This is a genomic window from Halorhodospira sp. M38 (assembly GCF_022227985.1).
GTDB classification, from domain to species: domain Bacteria; phylum Pseudomonadota; class Gammaproteobacteria; order Nitrococcales; family Halorhodospiraceae; genus Halorhodospira; species Halorhodospira halophila_A.
The window spans coordinates 72,062-89,417 of the sequence record NZ_JAJNQP010000007.1; the positions used below are offsets into that span (position 1 = coordinate 72,062).

Annotated in this window: 16 protein-coding genes, 1 tRNA gene and 1 other RNA gene; 12 read left to right on the forward strand and 6 right to left on the reverse strand. The window is 70.2% G+C overall.

Features of this window, described 5'->3' with window-relative positions:
- Window positions 1-4: 4 nt before the first annotated feature.
- From LRA98_RS06315 to LRA98_RS06350, 8 genes are all read left to right on the forward strand, one after another.
- Complete coding sequence (locus tag LRA98_RS06315; RefSeq protein WP_238633071.1) at window positions 5-802, forward strand: DUF1295 domain-containing protein; 798 nt, start codon at window positions 5-7, stop codon at window positions 800-802.
- Complete coding sequence (locus LRA98_RS06320) at window positions 795-1,256, forward strand: ATP-dependent zinc protease family protein (RefSeq protein ID WP_238633072.1); 462 nt, start codon at window positions 795-797, stop codon at window positions 1,254-1,256. The genes LRA98_RS06315 and LRA98_RS06320 overlap by 8 nt, the downstream gene beginning before the upstream one ends.
- 17 nt (window positions 1,257-1,273) lie before the next feature.
- Window positions 1,274-2,182, forward strand: coding sequence for a 30S ribosomal protein S6--L-glutamate ligase (rimK, locus tag LRA98_RS06325; RefSeq protein ID WP_238633073.1), 909 nt, complete (start codon window positions 1,274-1,276; stop codon window positions 2,180-2,182).
- A complete protein-coding gene (locus LRA98_RS06330) occupies window positions 2,182-3,216 on the forward strand; it encodes a succinylglutamate desuccinylase/aspartoacylase family protein (RefSeq protein WP_238633074.1) in 1,035 nt (344 codons plus the stop codon). Before rimK ends, LRA98_RS06330 begins: the two co-directional genes overlap by 1 nt.
- Before the next feature lie 33 nt (window positions 3,217-3,249).
- On the forward strand, window positions 3,250-4,515 hold the full coding sequence (gene moeA / locus LRA98_RS06335) for a molybdopterin molybdotransferase MoeA (RefSeq protein WP_238633075.1): 1,266 nt from the start codon (window positions 3,250-3,252) through the stop codon (window positions 4,513-4,515).
- A 15-nt stretch (window positions 4,516-4,530) separates the two neighbouring features.
- Entirely contained in the window at window positions 4,531-5,145 is a 615-nt protein-coding gene (gene mobA, locus LRA98_RS06340; protein ID WP_238633076.1) for a molybdenum cofactor guanylyltransferase MobA, read from the forward strand.
- A gap of 72 nt (window positions 5,146-5,217) precedes the next feature.
- A complete protein-coding gene (locus tag LRA98_RS06345; RefSeq protein WP_238633077.1) occupies window positions 5,218-6,150 on the forward strand; it encodes an ATP-binding cassette domain-containing protein in 933 nt (310 codons plus the stop codon).
- Between the two features lie 3 nt (window positions 6,151-6,153).
- On the forward strand, window positions 6,154-6,987 hold the full coding sequence (locus LRA98_RS06350) for an ABC transporter permease (RefSeq protein WP_238633078.1): 834 nt from the start codon (window positions 6,154-6,156) through the stop codon (window positions 6,985-6,987).
- Between the two features lie 21 nt (window positions 6,988-7,008).
- On the opposite strand, the gene LRA98_RS06355 is transcribed toward LRA98_RS06350, so the two are convergent.
- From LRA98_RS06355 to proV, 6 genes are all read right to left on the reverse strand, one after another.
- Complete coding sequence (locus LRA98_RS06355; protein ID WP_238633079.1) at window positions 7,009-8,250, reverse strand: hypothetical protein; 1,242 nt, start codon at window positions 8,248-8,250, stop codon at window positions 7,009-7,011.
- Window positions 8,251-8,379: 129 nt separating this feature from the next.
- Window positions 8,380-10,032, reverse strand: a complete 1,653-nt coding sequence (locus LRA98_RS06360; RefSeq protein ID WP_238633080.1) for a BCCT family transporter — start codon at window positions 10,030-10,032, stop codon at window positions 8,380-8,382.
- A 206-nt stretch (window positions 10,033-10,238) separates the two neighbouring features.
- Complete coding sequence (locus tag LRA98_RS06365) at window positions 10,239-11,411, reverse strand: hypothetical protein (protein WP_238633081.1); 1,173 nt, start codon at window positions 11,409-11,411, stop codon at window positions 10,239-10,241.
- A gap of 105 nt (window positions 11,412-11,516) precedes the next feature.
- Window positions 11,517-12,380, reverse strand: coding sequence for a glycine betaine ABC transporter substrate-binding protein (locus LRA98_RS06370; RefSeq protein WP_238633082.1), 864 nt, complete (start codon window positions 12,378-12,380; stop codon window positions 11,517-11,519).
- Between the two features lie 78 nt (window positions 12,381-12,458).
- Window positions 12,459-13,583 carry an ABC transporter permease gene (locus tag LRA98_RS06375; protein ID WP_238633083.1) on the reverse strand — a complete coding sequence of 375 codons (1,125 nt, stop codon included), beginning with the start codon at window positions 13,581-13,583 and terminating at the stop codon, window positions 12,459-12,461.
- A 9-nt stretch (window positions 13,584-13,592) separates the two neighbouring features.
- Window positions 13,593-14,792 (reverse strand): glycine betaine/L-proline ABC transporter ATP-binding protein ProV, encoded by a 1,200-nt coding sequence (gene proV / locus LRA98_RS06380; RefSeq protein WP_201167981.1) that lies wholly within the window; start codon window positions 14,790-14,792, stop codon window positions 13,593-13,595.
- Window positions 14,793-15,108: 316 nt separating this feature from the next.
- On the opposite strand from proV, the gene LRA98_RS06385 reads away from it, so the two are divergent.
- The 4 genes from LRA98_RS06385 (at window position 15,109) to LRA98_RS06400 (ending at window position 17,355) form a co-directional block, all read left to right on the forward strand.
- Window positions 15,109-15,196, forward strand: a tRNA-Ser gene (locus LRA98_RS06385).
- Between the two features lie 14 nt (window positions 15,197-15,210).
- Window positions 15,211-15,308, forward strand: an RNA gene (gene ffs, locus LRA98_RS06390) — signal recognition particle sRNA small type.
- A 31-nt stretch (window positions 15,309-15,339) separates the two neighbouring features.
- Window positions 15,340-17,007, forward strand: coding sequence for a DNA polymerase III subunit gamma/tau (gene dnaX, locus LRA98_RS06395; RefSeq protein WP_238633084.1), 1,668 nt, complete (start codon window positions 15,340-15,342; stop codon window positions 17,005-17,007).
- Window positions 17,008-17,031: 24 nt separating this feature from the next.
- Window positions 17,032-17,355, forward strand: a complete 324-nt coding sequence (locus LRA98_RS06400; RefSeq protein ID WP_201167975.1) for a YbaB/EbfC family nucleoid-associated protein — start codon at window positions 17,032-17,034, stop codon at window positions 17,353-17,355.
- Window position 17,356: the final 1 nt, after the last annotated feature.

Below are 17,356 nucleotides of genomic sequence, written 5' to 3' on the forward strand. Positions count from 1 at the left end.
GCCGATGCTCGTCAGTGCCGTGACCGGTCTGGGCGCCGTGCTGCTGCTGATGACCGCCGTGTGGGCGTACAGCCTGCGAACCGGCGACGCCAGTCTGGTGGACCGTTTCTGGGGTGCCGGTTTCGTGCTCCTGGCGCTGCTCTACCAGGCGCTGGCCGGGTTCCCGGCCCACGGCTGGTGGATCGTCGCCCTGGTGGCGCTGTGGGGCGGGCGGCTCAGCCTTTATCTGACCTGGCGCAGCTGGGGAGCGGGCGAGGACGCCCGTTACGCCGCGCTGCGCCGATCCGGCGGGCCCGGCTGGGCCCGGCGCAGCCTGGTGACGGTGTTCGGCCTCCAGGCAGTGGTGCTGTGGCTGGCGGCGGCGCCGCTGCTCCACGCCATCGCCCGGGGCGATGCCGCGGCGTGGACGTCGCCACTCGGGGTGGCCGCCGCGCTGGTCTTTCTCATCGGCTGGCTCTACGAGACGGTGGCCGACGCCCAGCTGGCCCGCTTCCGGGCCGATCCTCGCAACGCCGGTGCCGTCTGCGACCGTGGCCTGTGGCGCTACAGCCGCCACCCCAACTACTTCGGCGAGATCCTGGTGGCCTGGGGGCTGTGGGGGCTGGCCGCAGCGGCCGGCGGCTGGTGGACGGTCTTCGCCCCGCTGCTGATGACCGGGCTGCTGCTGCGGGTCTCCGGCGTGCCGCTGCTCGAGGCGCACCTGCGCCAGACGCGTGGCGGCTACGCCGACTACGCGGCGGCGCGCAACGCCATCCTCCCCGGACCGCCGCGGCCGACTGGCAGGGAGTCCGCTCGTGACTGAACGACAACGGATCGGCTGGCGCGAGTGGGTGGCGCTGCCGGAGCTGGATATCCGCCGGCTCAAGGCGAAGGTGGACACCGGCGCGCGGACCTCGGCGCTGCACACCTTCGCCATCGAGCCCTTCGAGCGCGACGGACAGACCTGGGTGGGTTTCGGCCTCCACCCCCGCCAGCGCTCCAGCGAGCCGGAGCTCTGGTGCCAGGCCCCGGTGGTCGATCGTCGGGTGGTGGCCGACTCCGGCGGCCACCGGGAGTCGCGCTGGGTAATCGCGACCCTGCTCGAGCTGGGTGGAATCCGCTGGCGGGCGGAACTCACCCTGACCGATCGGGACACCATGCGCTTTCGCATGCTGCTCGGCCGAACGGCCATGGCCGGCCGTTTCGTGGTCGACCCCGAAGCCTCCTACCTGACTGGGCGGGCCGCGCTCCGCCCCCGTGTCACCGCGACCCGATGAGGAGACGCTGAAACCGTATGAAGATCGCCGTGCTCTCGCGCAACTCGCGGCTCTACTCCACGCGCCGGCTGATCGAGGCGGCGCAGAGCCGCGGGCATCAGATCCGCGTGATCGATCCCCTGCGCTGCTACATGAACATCGCCACCAGCAACCCGGAGATCCACTACAAGGGGCAGAAGCTCGAGCCCTACGATGCGGTGATCCCGCGCATCGGGGCCTCGGTCACCTTCTACGGCACGGCGGTCCTGCGGCAGTTCGAGATGCTCGGCACCTATCCGCTCAACGAGTCCCAGGGCATCAGCCGCTCGCGGGACAAGCTGCGCTCCATGCAGCTGCTCTCCCGCGAGGGGGTGGGGATGCCGGCGACCGGGTTCGCCCACTCCCCGGACGATACCGACGACCTGATGCAGCTCGTCGGCGGCTCGCCGGTGGTGATCAAGCTCCTCGAGGGGACCCAGGGCATCGGTGTGGTGCTGGCCGAGACGCGCAAGGCCGCCTCCAGCGTCATACAGGCCCTGCGCGGGCTCAAGGCGCACTTCCTGGTCCAGGAGTTCGTCGAGGAGGCCGGCGGCGCCGATATCCGCTGCCTGGTGGTCGGCGGCAAGGTGGTCGCGGCCATGAAGCGCCAGGGCAAGGAGGGCGAGTTCCGCTCCAATCTCCACCGCGGCGGCAGCGCCACGCTGGTGCGCATCACCCCCAAGGAGCGGGCCACGGCCGTGAAGGCCGCCAAGGTCCTGGGCCTGAACGTCTGCGGTGTGGATATACTGCGGGCCAACAGCGGTCCGGTGATCATGGAGGTCAACTCCTCGCCGGGTCTGGAGGGCATCGAGACCGCCACGGGCAAGGATGTCGCCGGGATGATCATCGAGTTCATCGAGCGCAACCGCAAGCCGGGCAAGACCGGGACCAAGGGCCGGAGGGGCTGATGGCCCGACGCCGGCGCGCGCCTTTTATCATTAACGAGCAGGCCGTGCCGCCGGGGGAGCGGCGCACGGTGCAGCTGGACGTGGCGCAGCTCTACACCCACACCCCGGTGGGCATGCCGGTGCACGTGGTCCACGGCCGCCGCGACGGCCCCACGCTGTGTCTGAGCGCGGCCATCCACGGCGATGAGATCAACGGCATCGAGATCATCCGCCGGGTGCTGGCCCTGCCGCAGCTGCGCCGGATGCGCGGTACGCTGTTGGCGGTACCCATCGTCAACGTCTTCGGGGTGCTGGCGCAGACCCGCTACCTGCCCGACCGGCGCGATCTCAACCGCTCCTTCCCGGGCAGCGCGGGTGGCTCGCTGGCCGCGCGGCTGGCCCATCTGTTCATGAGCCAGGTCCTGGAGCGCGCCTCCCACGCCATCGATCTGCACACCGGTACCGCCCACCGCACCAACCTGCCGCAGATCCGCGCCAACCTCGATGACCCGGGTACCCTCGATCTGGCCCGGGCCTTCTCGGCGCCGGTGATCATCAACTCCGACCTGCGTGATGGTTCGCTGCGCCACGCCGCCGACGAGCGCGGCATCCCGGTGCTCCTCTACGAGGCCGGTGAGGCGCTGCGCTTCGACGAGGACTGCATCCGCCTGGGCGTGCGCGGGATCACCGGCGTGATGCGCGAGCTGGGCATGCTGCCGCGGGTCAAGCGCAAATACCCGCCGCGCCGCCCGGTGCAGGTGGAGAACACGCGCTGGGTGCGCACGGAGAGCAGCGGCATCCTGCGCACCACGGTGCAGCTGGGCCAGCGGGTGCGCCGCGGCGAGCAGCTGGGGCTGATCTCCGATCCCTTCGGCGACGGCGAGACCCGGGCCGAGGCGGCCTTCGACGGGATCGTGATTGGCCGCACCAATCTGCCGCTGGTCCATGAGGGCGATGCGCTCTTTCACGTCGCGCGGGTGCGGCACCCGGCCCGTGCCTCCGAGGTGGTCGAGGAGCTGGCCGAGCTGGACGGCGAGGAGGATGAACCGTCGTGAGGCGTGCAGGCATCAGGAGGGAGACCGGATTCGATGAGTGAAGCGAAGGGGACGGCGGCCGGGGGGCACCACGCTGGCGGCTTGCCCCTGTCCGAGGCGCGGCGGCGCATCCTCGACGAGGTCGCCCCGCTGATCGGGCAGGAGCGGGTCGCCCTGGGCAATGCCCTGGGGCGCGTGCTGGCGGAGAACATCCACGCCCCGCTGGATGTGCCCGGGGCCGACAATGCCGCCATGGACGGCTATGCGGTGCGCAGCGTCGATGTGCCCGGCGAGGGGGCGGTGCCCCTGCGCGAGGTGGGCTGCGTGCTAGCCGGGCAGGCGCGCCAGCAGCCGCTGGCCGCCGGTGAGTGCGTGCGCATCATGACCGGCGCGCCGGTGCCACCCGGCGCCGACGCCGTGGTCATGCAGGAGCAGGTCGAGCGCATGGAGGGGGCGGAGGTTGTCGTGCCCGGACCGGTCGCCGCCGGCACCAACATCCGCCGTGCCGGCGAGGACCTGGCCGCCGGCAGCGTGGCGCTCGGCGCCGGACGGCGCCTGCGACCGCAGGAGGTGGGGGTGCTCGGCTCCCTGGGCTGTGTCGAGGTGGCGGTCCACCGGCGTCCGGTGGTTGCCTTCCTCTCCACCGGCGATGAGCTCTGCGCCCCGGGCCAGACCCCGGGGCCGGGGCAGATCCACGACAGCAACCGCCACCTGATCGGCGCCGCGCTGCGCCGGCTCGGTGTCGAGGCCCTGGACGCCGGCGTCATCGGCGACGACGTGGGGGCGCTCAAGGCGGCCCTGAGCGAACTCGGCTGCTACGCCGATACGGTGATCACCACCGGCGGGGTCTCGGTGGGCGAGGCGGATACGGTCAAGGATGCCGTCGACTGCGCCGGCGACGTGGCCTTCTGGCGGGTGGCCGTGCGGCCGGGGCGGCCCCTGGCCTTCGGCCGCGTCGGCCAGTCGGTCTTCTTCGGCCTGCCGGGCAATCCGGTCTCGGCGGCGGCCACGTTCTACCAGCTGGTCCAGCCGGCCCTGCGCCGGCTGATGGGCGAGGCCGGCACCCTGCAGCCGGTCCAGCTGCCGGTGATCGCCGCCGAGCGCCTGCGCAAGCGCCCCGGGCGCACCGAATTCCAGCGCGGCATCCTCGAGCCCGGCGCCGACGGTGCCGTGCAGGTGCGCTCCACCGGGGCCCAGGGTTCGGGGATGCTGACCTCGCTGGTCCACGCCGATTGCCTGATCGTCCTCGAGGCGGAGCGGGGCGACGTGGCGGCGGGGGAGACCGTGCAGGTACAGCCCCTTGAGGGGCTGCAGCGCTAGCCGGCCTTGTTGGCGATGGCGCCGCCCGCTGCCGATGCCCGGATCACCGGCGTCGTCCTGGCCGGGGGCAGCGGCCGGCGCATGGGCGGCCGCGACAAGGGGCTGGTGCCGCTGGCCGGACGGCCGCTGGCCGCTCATGTGCTGACCCGACTGGCCCCGCAGGTGGCGGCCATGCGCATCAACGCCAACCGCCACGCGGCGCGCTACCGGGCCCTGGGGGTACCGGTGGACGGCGACCGCCCCCCGGGCGGGCTGGGGCCGCTGGCGGGTATGGCCAGCGCCCTGGCCTGCGCGCGGACGGAGCGCGTGCTGGTGGTCCCCTGCGATGCACCGTTGTTGCCCCATGATCTGGCGGCGCGGCTCACCGATGCCCTGGAGGCCGCCGACGCCGAGCTGGCGGTGGCCCGGCTGGAGGGTCGGTTGCAGCCAGTCTTCGCGCTGCTCAAGCGCCGCCTGTGCGCCGATCTCGACGCCGCCCTGGCCGCCGGCGAGCGCCGCGTCCACGGCTGGCTGGCGCGCCACCGGGTGGCCGCGGCGGACTTCGACGATCAGGCGGCGGCACTGGTCAACATCAACACCCCGGAGGCGCTGGCGCGGGTGGCGCAGCGCCTGGACGCGGCGGCGGAGTGACCGGGCCGGCGGGCTGCGGCGCGGCGCCGCAGCGTGTACCATCGTCGGCTTCCAGCGATGCGGGATGGCTCTATGGTGAACGAATCCGACGCCTCCGGGCCGGCGCTCCGGGCCGAGGGGCTGCTCAAGCGCTACGGCGGGACGACGGTGGTCGATGGCATCGATCTGCATGTCCCCCGCGGCGAGTGCTTCGGGCTGCTCGGACCTAACGGCGCCGGCAAGACCACCACGCTGCGCATGATCCTCGGCGTCACGCCGCCGGATGGCGGCACGCTGGAGGTCCTCGGCGAGCCGGTGCCGGCGCGCGCCCGGGCGATGCGCGCGCGCATGGGGGTGGTGCCGCAGATCGACAACCTCGATCCGGACTTCACCGTCCGCGAGAACCTCTTCACCTACGCCAGCTACCACGGCCTCGGCCGCGAGGCCGCGCGGCCCCGGGTGGACGAGCTGCTCGCCTTCGCCGCCCTGGAGGGCAAGGCGGATGCCCCCATCGCCTCACTCAGCGGCGGCATGAAACGCCGCCTGACCCTGGCCCGGGCGCTGGTCAACGACCCGGATCTGGTGGTCCTCGATGAGCCTTCCACCGGGCTCGACCCCCAGGCGCGGCAGAACATCTGGCAGAAGCTGCGGGCGCTGCAGAAGCAGGGACGGACCCTGGTGATCACCACCCACTACATGGAGGAGGCCGAGCGCCTCTGTGACCGGCTGGCGATCATGGACCACGGCCGGATCATCGACTGCGACAGCCCGGCGGCGCTGGCGCGCAGCCACCTGGAGCGCTACGTGGTGGAGCTGCGCGGCGACGAGGCGCGGGCCTGGCTCGGTCGGGCGGGGCTTTCCGGTGCGGCGCGGGTGCGTGAGGTGGGCGAGACGGTGCTGCTCTACGCCGACGACCCGGCGCCGGTGGCCGGCGCCCTGCACGAGCAGGGGCTGACCTACCTGCAGCGCCCGACCAACCTCGAGGACGTCTTCCTGCATCTGACCGGCCACGAGCTGAGGGAGTGACCCATGAGCGAACGCGTGGAGATCGCCTCGGCGGAGGCGGATCCGCCCTCCGAGCGCGACCGTTGGCTGCCGCGCCCGAGCCTGCGCTTCATCCCGGTCTGGCGCCGCAATTTCCGCGTCTGGCGCCGGCTGATCTGGCCGTCGCTGCTGGGCCACTTCGGCGAGCCGGTGCTCTACCTGCTGGCCTTCGGCTACGGGCTCGGGGCGCTGATCGGCGATCTCGACTCCGGGATGCCGTACATCGTCTTCATCGCCTCGGGCATCGTCTGCTCCAGCGCCATGTTCACCTCCAGCTTCGAGGCGCTGTACTCCGCCTACACGCGCATGGAGACCCAGCAGACCTGGGCGGCGATGCTCGGTGCGCCGCTGTCGGTGGACGACATCGTCCTCGGCGAGGCGGTGTGGGCGGCGAGCAAGTCGCTGCTCAGCGCCGGGGCCATCGGCATCGTCGCCGTGGCCCTGGGCATCCTCAGTCTGCCCGGCATGCTGTTGGCGCTGCCGGTGGTCTTCCTCGCCGCCCTGGCCTTCGCCAGCATGGCGCTGATCATCACCGCGCTGTCGCCGAGCTACGACTTCTTCCTCTACTACTTCACGCTGGTCCTGACGCCGATGCTGCTCCTCTCCGGGGTCTTCTTCCCCATCGAGCAGCTGCCGGCGCTGGTCGCCGGGCTGGCCTACCTGCTGCCGCTGGCGCACATGGTCGAGGTGGTCCGGCCGCTGGCGGTGGGCGAGGGCCTGGCCCCGGGCGCGCTGCTCCACCTGCTGGTGCCGCTGGGCTACATCGCGGCCGCCTTCACGGTGGCCTCGTACCTCTTCCGCCGCCGCCTGATCCGCTGAACCGGCCAGGCCGCCGTCGGTTCAGCCCGGCGGCGGCTCGCCGCCGGGCGGTGGCCCCACCAGCCGCTGCGCCTCGGCCAGGGCCTGGCGGACCCGCCGCAGGTCCCCGCCGGCGATGGCCTCCTCGGCCTCGGCCAGGCTGCGGGCCACGGCGGCCAGGTCGCACTGGTCGCCGGCCCGACGGGGCGGGCGCACCGCGCCGCCCGCCGGGCGGCGTGGGCGGAGCTGGGGGATCCGCCGGCCCAGGCGCTGCAGGAGGATGCGGGCGCGGGCCTCGTCGGGGTGGTCGCCGGCGAGCTCGGCGACACTGCGGCTGAGCGCCTCCAAGCGCTGCCCGGCGGCGCGGGCCGGATCCTCCTGACCCTCGATTTCGGTGAGCAGCTGCTCCAGCTGCAGGCGGGTGCGGGTGGCGTCGCCGCCGTGGTTGCGCGGCTGCTGCATCAGGGCGGCCTGGGTGGCCTGGCGGAAGCGTTCGCTGAGTGCCGGCGGCCGTGGCTCGTCCAGTTCCCGCCAGCGGGCCATCAGCGCCCGGCGGCGGGTGTGGTAGCCGGGCCACCAGCCGCCCTCGGCGAGGCCGGTCATGGCGTTGGCCAGCGAGGCGGCGGCGCCCGTGGCCGGTGCCGGATCGTCGTGGTCGGCGGCGGGGGCCGCGTCGGTCTCTGTGGTGGCGGTGTGCCCCTCGGTGGTGGGCGGTGCCGGCGGGTTCAGGCGCCGCTCCGCGGCCTCGGCCACCTCCGGGGCCAGACTGCGCGCGCGTTCGGCCAGGTCGCGCAGGATTTTGGGATCGGAGAGCTGCTCGACGGCGTGCAGCCGGGTCTCGGGGTCGTCGTCGTGGAGGGCCACCTCCCGGAGCACCGGCGCCTGGTCCAACTGGGCGAGGGCGGCGCGGCGCACCGCCGGGGTGCGGCCCTGCTGGGCGATGTGTGCGGCCACCGTGGGGTCGTCGCAGTGGCGTAGCTCGGCGGTTACCGCTTCCGGGGCGGCGTCGCCCACCAGCCGCTGGCGGTAGCGGACCGTGGCGGCCGTGCGGACGCTGGCGTCCGGGTCGTGGCGCCTAAGCCGGCGCAGGGTGGCCAGGTCGCTGCAGCGCTTGGCGGCGGCCTCGCGCACCGGCGGGGCCGGGTCGTCGATCAGGGCGGCCAGGGCCTCGGCGGTCTCCGGCTGGTTGGGATCGAGGTCCATAGCGGCGCGACGACGGGTGGCCGGGTCCGGGTGACGCCAGCGCGGGCCGAAGAGTCCGGAGAGCGTTCGCCAGTGGGCCATGAAGCGGTTGCCGGGGCGTGAGTGAGACTCTGATTCTAGCACCCGGGGCGGGTGCGGTCGGAGCGACGAAAAACCCCCGATACCCGACCGGGTACCGGGGGCGGTTGCGGGCGCCCGGGGGCGCCGGTTCTAGACCTGCTGGCTGAGCTTGATCAGGCGGCGCTCGTGGCGCAGCCCGATGAGCAGGCTCAGGCAGATGAGCAGCAGGATCACGGTGAACGGCAGTCCGGCCGAAACGGCCCCTGCCTGCAGGGCGCTGAGGGCGGCGTCACCGCCGACGAACAGCAGCACACCGGCGATCAGGCCCTCGAGCACCACCCAGTAGACGCGCTGGGCGTCCGGGGCGTCGGTCTTGCCGCCGGCGGTGATGCTGTCGATGACCAGCGAACCGGAGTCCGACGAGGTCACGAAGAAGACCAGCACCAGGAAGACCGCCACCGAGGCGGTGAGCAGGGTCCAGGGCAGCTGCTCGAGCATGTGGAACAGGGCCATGGACTCGTCGGCGCCGATGCCGTCGGCCAGCGCGCCGATGCCCTCGATGGCCTGCTGCAGGCCCACACCGCCGAAGGCACTCATCCAGAAGACGGTCACCACCGTGGGCACGATCAGCACCGCGGTCATGAACTCGCGCACGGTGCGCCCGCGGGAGACCCGGGCGATAAACATGCCGACGAACGGCGACCAGCTGATCCACCACGCCCAGTAGAACGCCGTCCAGCCCTGGAGGAAGGTCTCGTCCTCGCGGCCGACCGGGTTGGAGAGGGCGAAGAAGTCGCCGGCGTAGGCGGCGGTGGTGTGCCAGAGCTGGGTGACGAAGGCGATGGCGCCACCGGCGATGATCACGAAGAGCATCAGCAGCCCGGCCAGGCTGATGTTCAGGTTGCTGAGCAGCTTGATGCCGCCGTCGATGCCGCGCAGCACGGAGATCAGCGCCGCCACCGTAACGCCGATGATGATGGCGACCTGGGTGGCCAGGGTATCGGGTACGGCCTCGAAGACGTAGCTCAGGCCGCTGGCCGCCTGCTGGGCGCCGAAGCCCAGGGAGGTGGCCAGGCCGAAGATGGTGGCCAGCACCGCCACGGTGTCGATGATGTGGCCCAGCGGCCCCCACACCCGCTCACCGAGCAGGGGGTAGAAGACCGAGCGCACGGTCAGCGGTAGCCCCTTGTTGTAGGTGAAGAAGGCCAGGGCCAGCGCCATGACGCCGTAGATCGCCCACGGGTGCAGGCCCCAGTGGTACATGGTGGCACCCATGGCCGCCTTCGCCGCCTCATCGGTCCCGCCCTCGATGTTGAACGGCGAGCCGAACCACTCGGTGTAGTAGCCCACCGGCTCGGCCACCGCCCAGAACATCAGGCCGATGCCCATGCCGGCGGCAAAGAGCATGGCGAACCAGGACAGTCGCGAGAAGTCCGGCTTGGCGTCCTGTCCGCCGATGCGGATGCTGCCCAGCGGCAGGATGATCAGCAGCAGGCAGAAGAGGACGAAGATGTTGCCGGCGGTGAGGAAGAACCAGTCGAAGTTGCTGGTGGCCCAGCCGCGGACGCCCTCCAGGGCCTCCTGGGCGGGGGCGGTGAAGATCAGGGTGCCGATGAGGAAGACGAAGATGAGCGCGGAGCTGACGATGAAGACCGGGTTGTGCAGATCCAGGGCCAGCCCGATGGGCTTGATCTCTGGGGTGATGTTCTGCTCGCCGATCTCGTGGTCGGTCTCGTACGCCTGTTCGAGCTCCTCGATCTCCTTCTTCACCTCTTTGGGGTTGGTGTTCTCGGGATCGGTCACGGGTGAAGCTCCCTGTGGCTGACGAGGACCCGCACGCAGGGTTGTCGCAGTGCGGGGTACGGCAAAAGCCTCGCAAAGGCTCCCCGGAGAGTCAATTCAGACCGCGGGGGATCTTTGGGCAGCCCAAGCAGTAGCCCACAAACAGCAAAGGCGCGACCGAGGCCGCGCCCTTGCAGGTGGCTACATGCTTCTAGCCCCGGATGGGTTTAGAAGTAGTAGTCCATGGTCAGGTGGACCTCTTGGGTGGAATCGCGGTCGCCGGGGTCGCCATCGCCGGTGATGCCGTCGTCTTCGCCGGTGATGTTCTCCAGCTGCAGCTCGGCGTAGATCCAGCCCGGGCCGTAGTTGTAGCGGCTGCCGAGGACCAGGTCGTAGGTGTCGTCCAGGTTGTCAAAATCGCTGTCCGGGGAGCGGCCGGTGAGGTCGCCGTAGTGGTACCAGTCACCCGCGTTGAACCCGGCGCTGAGCATCATGACTTGGCCTGCGCCTTGCGTGCGGACGTCAAGTTGATCGTCGCCCGTGCCGGTGTCGATGTCTTCTTCCTCAAAGGCGCTCTCAAAGGTGTCCGCGTCGCCTTGGTCGTAGTGGACAACCTGGCCGGCGAGGTCCCAGGCGCCGATGTTGCCCTCGGTGTACAGACCGGCGGCCCAGTGGGTCTCGATCTCTTCGGCTGCCGTAATCTCGTCGTCGTCGTCTTCGTAGTTTTGGTTGGCCAGCTGACCGGCCTGGAAGGAGGCGCCGTGGCGGAAGTTGCCCTGGGTGAAGCCAAGGTCAGCAACCAGCGTGTTGATCTTGTGGTAGGTCTCGTTGCTGCCCCAGTGCTGGCCGATGGCACCCACGTCGGCGCCGTCATCCTGGGAGGTGGTGTCGGTACCCCAGTTCTGGCTCTTGATGAACATGAAGCTCATGTCCATCGGGTTGTTGGCCGGGTCGAAGTCGAAGCGGATGCCCGGGTTGTACTGGTCACCGAAGCCGCGCGCCAGGCGCTCGCCGGGCCAGAAGTTGAAGCGGCTGTAGGTGAACGGGACCTCGGTCTTGCCGACGGTCATGGTCCACTCCTCGCCGTAGTGGCGGCCGATGGCCAGCTCCTTGAAGCCCCACTCGCGGTCGTCGCCACTGAAGGACTGGAAGCTGCCGGAGCCGAAGCGCAGCTCGGAGTCGAAGAACCAGTCCCCGTGCTGGTGGTTGGCGTAGATGATGCCGGCGGGGTAGTCGATGTCGCCGAGGCGGTCCTCGCTGGCGTCGTTATCCACGTTGTAGGTGTAGTTGACCCACGCGCCGAAGCTCAGGACGTCGTCCAGTGCTAGCGCCGAGGACATCGGCGTGGCCAGGGCCACGGCCGCACCGGAGAGGACCAGGCTCTTGGTCTTGTTGTTCATGGGTGCTCCCTCTTTTTGGCTCTCTATTGAATCGTGGTGCCCGAATACTTTCGCCGAAACGGCGGGGGCCCGGCAAGGGCCGGGCCCCGTGTCACGCCCGGCCGATCAGTCGCGGGCGCAACGGATCCACTCGTCGACCAGATCGGCCTCCTCGTCGAGGAACTGCTCGACGGCCGTCTCGGTGCCTTCCTCGCGGCCGAGGAACATGTACTCGTTGAGCAGATCGATGTCGATGTTGATGCAGCTAGCGAACTCCGCCACCTCGGGGTGGTCCTCGGGGAAGCCCTCACGCGACATGGCGTTGATGTGCTCCGCGCCGCCGAGGCTGCCCTCCGGATCCTCCAGGTAGGCGAGGTTCCAGGCGCCGAACTTCCAGTGCGGGCTCCAGCCGGTGACCACGATGGCCTCGTCACGGCGGGCCGAACGGGCCAGCGAGGCGGTCATGGCGGAGTCGGAGGCCTCGACCAGGTTGTAGTCCAGGTCGTAGTCCTCGATCACGTCATGGGAGAGGCGGGTGAGACCGGCGCCCGGGTCGATGCCCTGGATCTGCCCGTCGAGGCGATCCTGCCACTCCGGATCCTTGAGGTCCTCGATGGAGGTCAGGCCCTCGTCGTAGAGGTACTGCGGGACGATCCAGCCCAGGGCGGCGTCGTCGTAGAGGACGCCCAGATCGACGATGTCGTCGCCGAACTCCTCGATGTAGTCCTCGTGGGTGATCGGCTGCCAGGACATGAGCATCAGGTCGATGTCGCCCTGGGCGAGGCCGGTGTACTGCGGCGCGATGTCGGTCTGCACCAGCTCAACGTCGGTGTTGAACTCGCTGGTGATGACATCCTCGGCCATCCGCGTGATGAACTCGGCGTCGGCCCAGGCCGTCCAGCCGATGCGGATCTCGTCGGCGTTGGCCGCGGAGGCCATGCCGGCGGTGATGGCGGCGGTGGCCGCCGCGGTGGTCAGCTTGCGTCGCATGGTACCACTCCTCTGCTGCTTTCCCTCAGTCCGCCCCGCGCCGGCCCCGGAGGGCCAGCCACGGGGCCGGGTTCGTGTTCAGCCCTGGGCGGCCGGGCCCTGCTGCCGGTTGCCGAAGAACCAGCGCAGCAGCGCCCCGTAATCGCGCCCCTGGCCGTGCCGGCGCTCGCCGAAGCTCTGCGAGATGCGATCCAGCAGGATGGCCAGGAAGACCACGGCGAGGCCGCCCTCGAAGCCGAGCCCCACCTGCAGGCGCTGGATGCCGGTGAGCACCGTGCCACCCAAGCCACCGGCGCCGATCATGGAGGCGATGACCACCATGGACAAGGCCAGCATGATCGTCTGGTTGATGCCCTGCATGATCGACGGCATGGCCAGCGGCAGCTGGATCTTGACCAGCAGCTGTCGCGGTGTGCAGCCGAAGGCCTGGCCGGCTTCCACGTGCTCCTGGCTGACCTGGCGGATGCCGAGGTTGGTCAGGCGCACCGCCGGCGGCATGGCGAAGATCAGCGTGGCGATGGCCCCCGGCACCGTGCCCAGACCGAAGAAGATCGCCGCCGGGATCAGGTAGACGAAGGGCGGCATGGTCTGCATCAGGTCCAGGATGGGGCGGACCACCATCTCCACCCGGTCGCTGCGCGACATGGCCACACCGATGGGCAGGCCGATGATCAGCGCGGCAATGGAGGAGGCCACCACCAGCGACAGGGTGCGGATGGTCTCGGGCCAGAGCTCCATGCTGAAGATCAGCGCCAGGGCGATGACGGCAAAGATGCCGAAGCGCCAGCCTACGCGCCAGAAGCTGACCAGGATCACCAACAGCGCCAGCACCCAGGGTGGCGGGTACCAGAGCAGCGCCTGGATGGCCTCGGAGAACAGCCCCATGCCGAATAGCGCCACGGCCACGCCGAGGGCGATCAGGCCGGCCTTGCGGCCCCACGTCCGCCAGGCGCCGACCACCAGGAAGAAGGCGGCGACCCACAGCGGGTAGAGGAGGAGGAACTCGGTGGCGTCGACCAGGGCGCGGATGGCCCCCTCGATGCCGTCGAGCAGGGGCTCGAGGTTGTCGCTGATCCAGTCGACACCGTTTTCGATCCAGTCGCCGATGGTGATCCGGTCCAGCACGTTGTCGCTGAACCACTCGGCGGCCTGATCGATCGGGCCGATGGTTTCGTGTTCCTCGATATCCGGTTGATCTTGCATGTCTGTCCCTTACGCCTGTTGGGTGCGATCCAGGGTGAGCAGCAGCTGGCTGCGCGAGAGGGTGCCGACGTAGTGCCCGTCGTCATCCACCACCACCAGCGGGTACTCGCTCTCGGCCGACGGCCCGAGCACGTCGGAGATCGCCGTGTCGGCCGCGATGGTCTGCACGCCACTGAGAAAGGCGTCGCCGTATTCGGTGCTGCCGCCGCTGCGGATGGCGTCGGTAAGGCTGTCGACGGAGACCAGCCCCTGGAAGCGGCGGTTGCGGTCGATGACCACGCCGATGTCGCTGGCGTAGTGCTTGAGCCGCTCGAGCGCGGCGCGCACGTCCACGCCGGGGCGCTGGATCACGGTGACCCGGCGGCGCTCGGCGATGTCGCCGGCGTTGTAGACCTGGCTGACGTCCACGCCGTAGAAGAAGGAGCGCACGTACTCGTTGGCCGGGTTGGAGACGATCTCCTCCGGCGTGCCGATCTGGACCACCTGACCGCCCTCCATGATGGCGATGCGGTCGCCGATGCGCATGGCCTCGTCCAGATCGTGGGAGATGAAGATGACCGTGCGGCTCTGCTCCTGCTGCAGACGGATCAGCTCATCCTGCATCTCGGTTCGGATCAGCGGGTCGAGGGCCGAGAAGGCCTCGTCCATGAGCAGGATGGAGGGGTCGGTGGCCAGGGCGCGGGCAAGGCCGACGCGCTGCTTCATGCCGCCGGAGAGTTCGTCGGGGTAGCTGTCGGCGTTGGCCGCCAGGCCGACGGCCTCGAGGGCCTGCAGGGCCTTCTCGCGTCGCTCCGCGGTGCCGTGCCCGGAGACGTCCAGGCCGAAGGCGGCATTCTCGGCGACGGTCTTGTGCGGGAGCAGGGCGAAGGACTGGAACACCATGGACATGTCGCGTCGGCGCATGTTGATGAGCTCCTGCTGGCTCATCGCCATGATGTCGTGGCCATCGACATAGATGTGGCCGTAGGTCGGGTCGATCAGGCGGTTGAACATCCGCACCATGGTCGACTTGCCGGAGCCCGACAGCCCCATGATGACGAAGACTTCACCCTCGTGGATGGTGAAGCTCGCTTCGCGCACGCCGACGGTGTTGCCGGTGCGCTGGAAGATGTCGTCCTTGTTGTAGCCCTGTTTGAGCAGCTCCATGGCCCGCTCGGGTTTCGGGCCGAAAATCTTGTAGAGGTCTTCTACGACGAGTTTTTCAGTCATGCTGATCCGTCGGTTTGAATGGAGCGTGGTGCAATCAATGCTAGGGGTGCGCGTGCCGCGGCCACTGGGGGATCAGTAGCTTGAACAAGGCCCGGGCCGGGCGACGGCTGGTGTGAAGCGAGCGCGTATGCGCTGCCTTTTTGCTTGGTCATGCTTTTCAACTAGAACATGCCCGGTGCACCCGTTGCAAGATCAGCATGTTAAAAAGCCCTCTTTCGGGTCCGGGAGCGGGGGGCGGCCGCGGCGCGGCGTTTGCGTCCACCCGCCGTATGCCTTATGCTTTCGCGTTCCAATCGTCACGGCGATTGGCGACTCAGGAGAGGTGTCCGAGCGGTCGAAGGAGCGCGCCTGGAAAGCGCGTGTACCGAAAGGTACCGAGGGTTCGAATCCCTCCCTCTCCGCCAGGCGATGGTGGCTGCACCGGTCCCCCCGCGACGAGTCGCTGTGAACCCCGTCAGGCCCGGAAGGGAGCAGCGGCAGCAGCGATCCTCGGGCGCCGGGGTGTGGCTGGTGTGGCTGCCTCCACCCAACCGGAGCCGCCGTCGGCATGACCTACCAAGCCCTTGCGCGCAAGTGGCGGCCACGCCGCTTCGAAGAGGTGGCCGGCCAGGAGCACGTCCTGCGCGCGCTGGCCAACGCCCTGGCCGATGGCCGTCTCCACCACGCCTACCTGTTCAGCGGCACCCGCGGGGTCGGCAAGACCACCGTGGCGCGCATCCTCGCCAAGTGCCTGAACTGCGAGCAGGGCATCACCGCCGAGCCCTGCGGCACCTGTGACAGCTGCCGCGAGCTGGACGCCGGGCGCTTCGTCGACCTGATCGAAGTGGACGCCGCCTCGCGGACCAAGGTCGAAGATACCCGCGAGCTTCTGGACAACGTCCAGTACGCGCCCACCCGCGGGCGGTTCAAGATCTACCTCATCGACGAGGTCCACATGCTCTCCAGCCACAGCTTCAACGCGCTGTTGAAGACGCTGGAGGAGCCCCCGGACCACGTGAAGTTCCTGCTGGCAACCACGGATCCTCAGAAGCTGCCGGTCACCGTCCTTTCGCGCTGCCTGCAGTTCCACCTGCGCCGTCTCTCCAGCACCCTGATCCGCGATCGGCTGCTGGGGCTGGCTGAAGAAGAGGGCGTGACGGTGGAGTCCGGCGCCGCCGCTCGCCTGGCCCGCGCCGCCGACGGCAGCCTGCGCGACGCCCTGAGCCTGCTCGACCAGGCGCTGGCCTTCGGCGAGGGGGCGGCCCGGGACGACGAGGTCGCGGCGATGCTCGGCGCCATCGAACGCGACCACGTGCTGGCGGTGCTCACCGCCCTGGCCGATGACGATGGCGCGGCGCTGATCGGTGCTGCCCGGCAGATGGCCGAGGCGGCGGCGGACTTCGACGAGGCCCTGGCCGAGCTGGTGGCCACGGTGCACAGCCTGGCCCTGGCGCAGCAGGTGCCCTCGGCCATCGGCGACGACGAGCCCGAACGCGATCGGCTGCTGGCGCTGGCCGAGCGCATCGATGCCGAGGATCTGCAGCTCTACTACCAGATCGGCGTCAATGCCCGCCGCGATCTGCCCTACGCACCGGACCCGGCCACCGGCTTCGAGATGGCCCTGCTGCGCATGCACGCCTTCCGCCCCGCCGAGACGGCGCCGCGGGTCAGCGTACCAGCGGGCAGTGGTGGGGCGGCGGCCGGCGGTGGGGCCGGCCCGTCTTTGGCGAACGCGCCGCCCTCGGGAACGGGGTCGGGTGCGGCCGCGCCCCGGGATGGGGCTCCGGCGTCGGCGCCGCCCCCGGCTGAAGGCGCGGAGGCGGGTCCGCAGCCGGCCAGCGACGACGAGGAGGGCGCGGCGCGCTGGACGCGGATCGTCGGCGAGCTCGACGGGCCGCTGCGCATGCTTGCCGGACAGTGCGAGTGGGTCGGCCGCGAGGGGGAGCGTGTTATCCTGCGGCTGGACGAAAGCCACGAATACCTGAACAATGCCGAGCGGCGCGAGCGGCTGCAGACGGCGCTGGGGCGGGTTTTCGGCGAGGCGATCACCCTGCGCATCGACATCGGCCCGACCCGGTGGACGCCGGCGATGGCCGAACGGCAGCAGGCCCGCGAGCGCCAGGCCGACGCGGAGCGGGCCCTGGCCGCGGACCCCGGGCTGCAGGGGCTGTGCGAGGCCTTCGACGGCCAGCTCCACGGCGTGCGGCCGGCCGATGGCGAGAGCAATCATCCGTAAAGACGAGCATCGAGGTAGAAGGCGATGAAGGGCGGACTCGGCAATATCATGAAGCAGGCCCAGCAGCTGCAGGAGGACATGCAGAAGGCCCAGGAGGAGATCGCTGCCATGGAGGTCAGCGGCGAGGCTGGGGCCGGTATGGTCAAGGTGACCATGACCGGGCGCAACGAGGTGCGCAAGGTCGAGATCGACCCCTCGCTGTTCGAGGACGACCGCGAGATGGTCGAGGACCTGGTGGCGGCGGCGGTCAACGACGCCGTGCAGAAGGTCCAGCGCGAGAGCCAGGAGCGCATGTCCGGCATGGCCGAGGGCATGGGCCTGCCCCCGGGGATGAAGCTGCCGTTCTGAT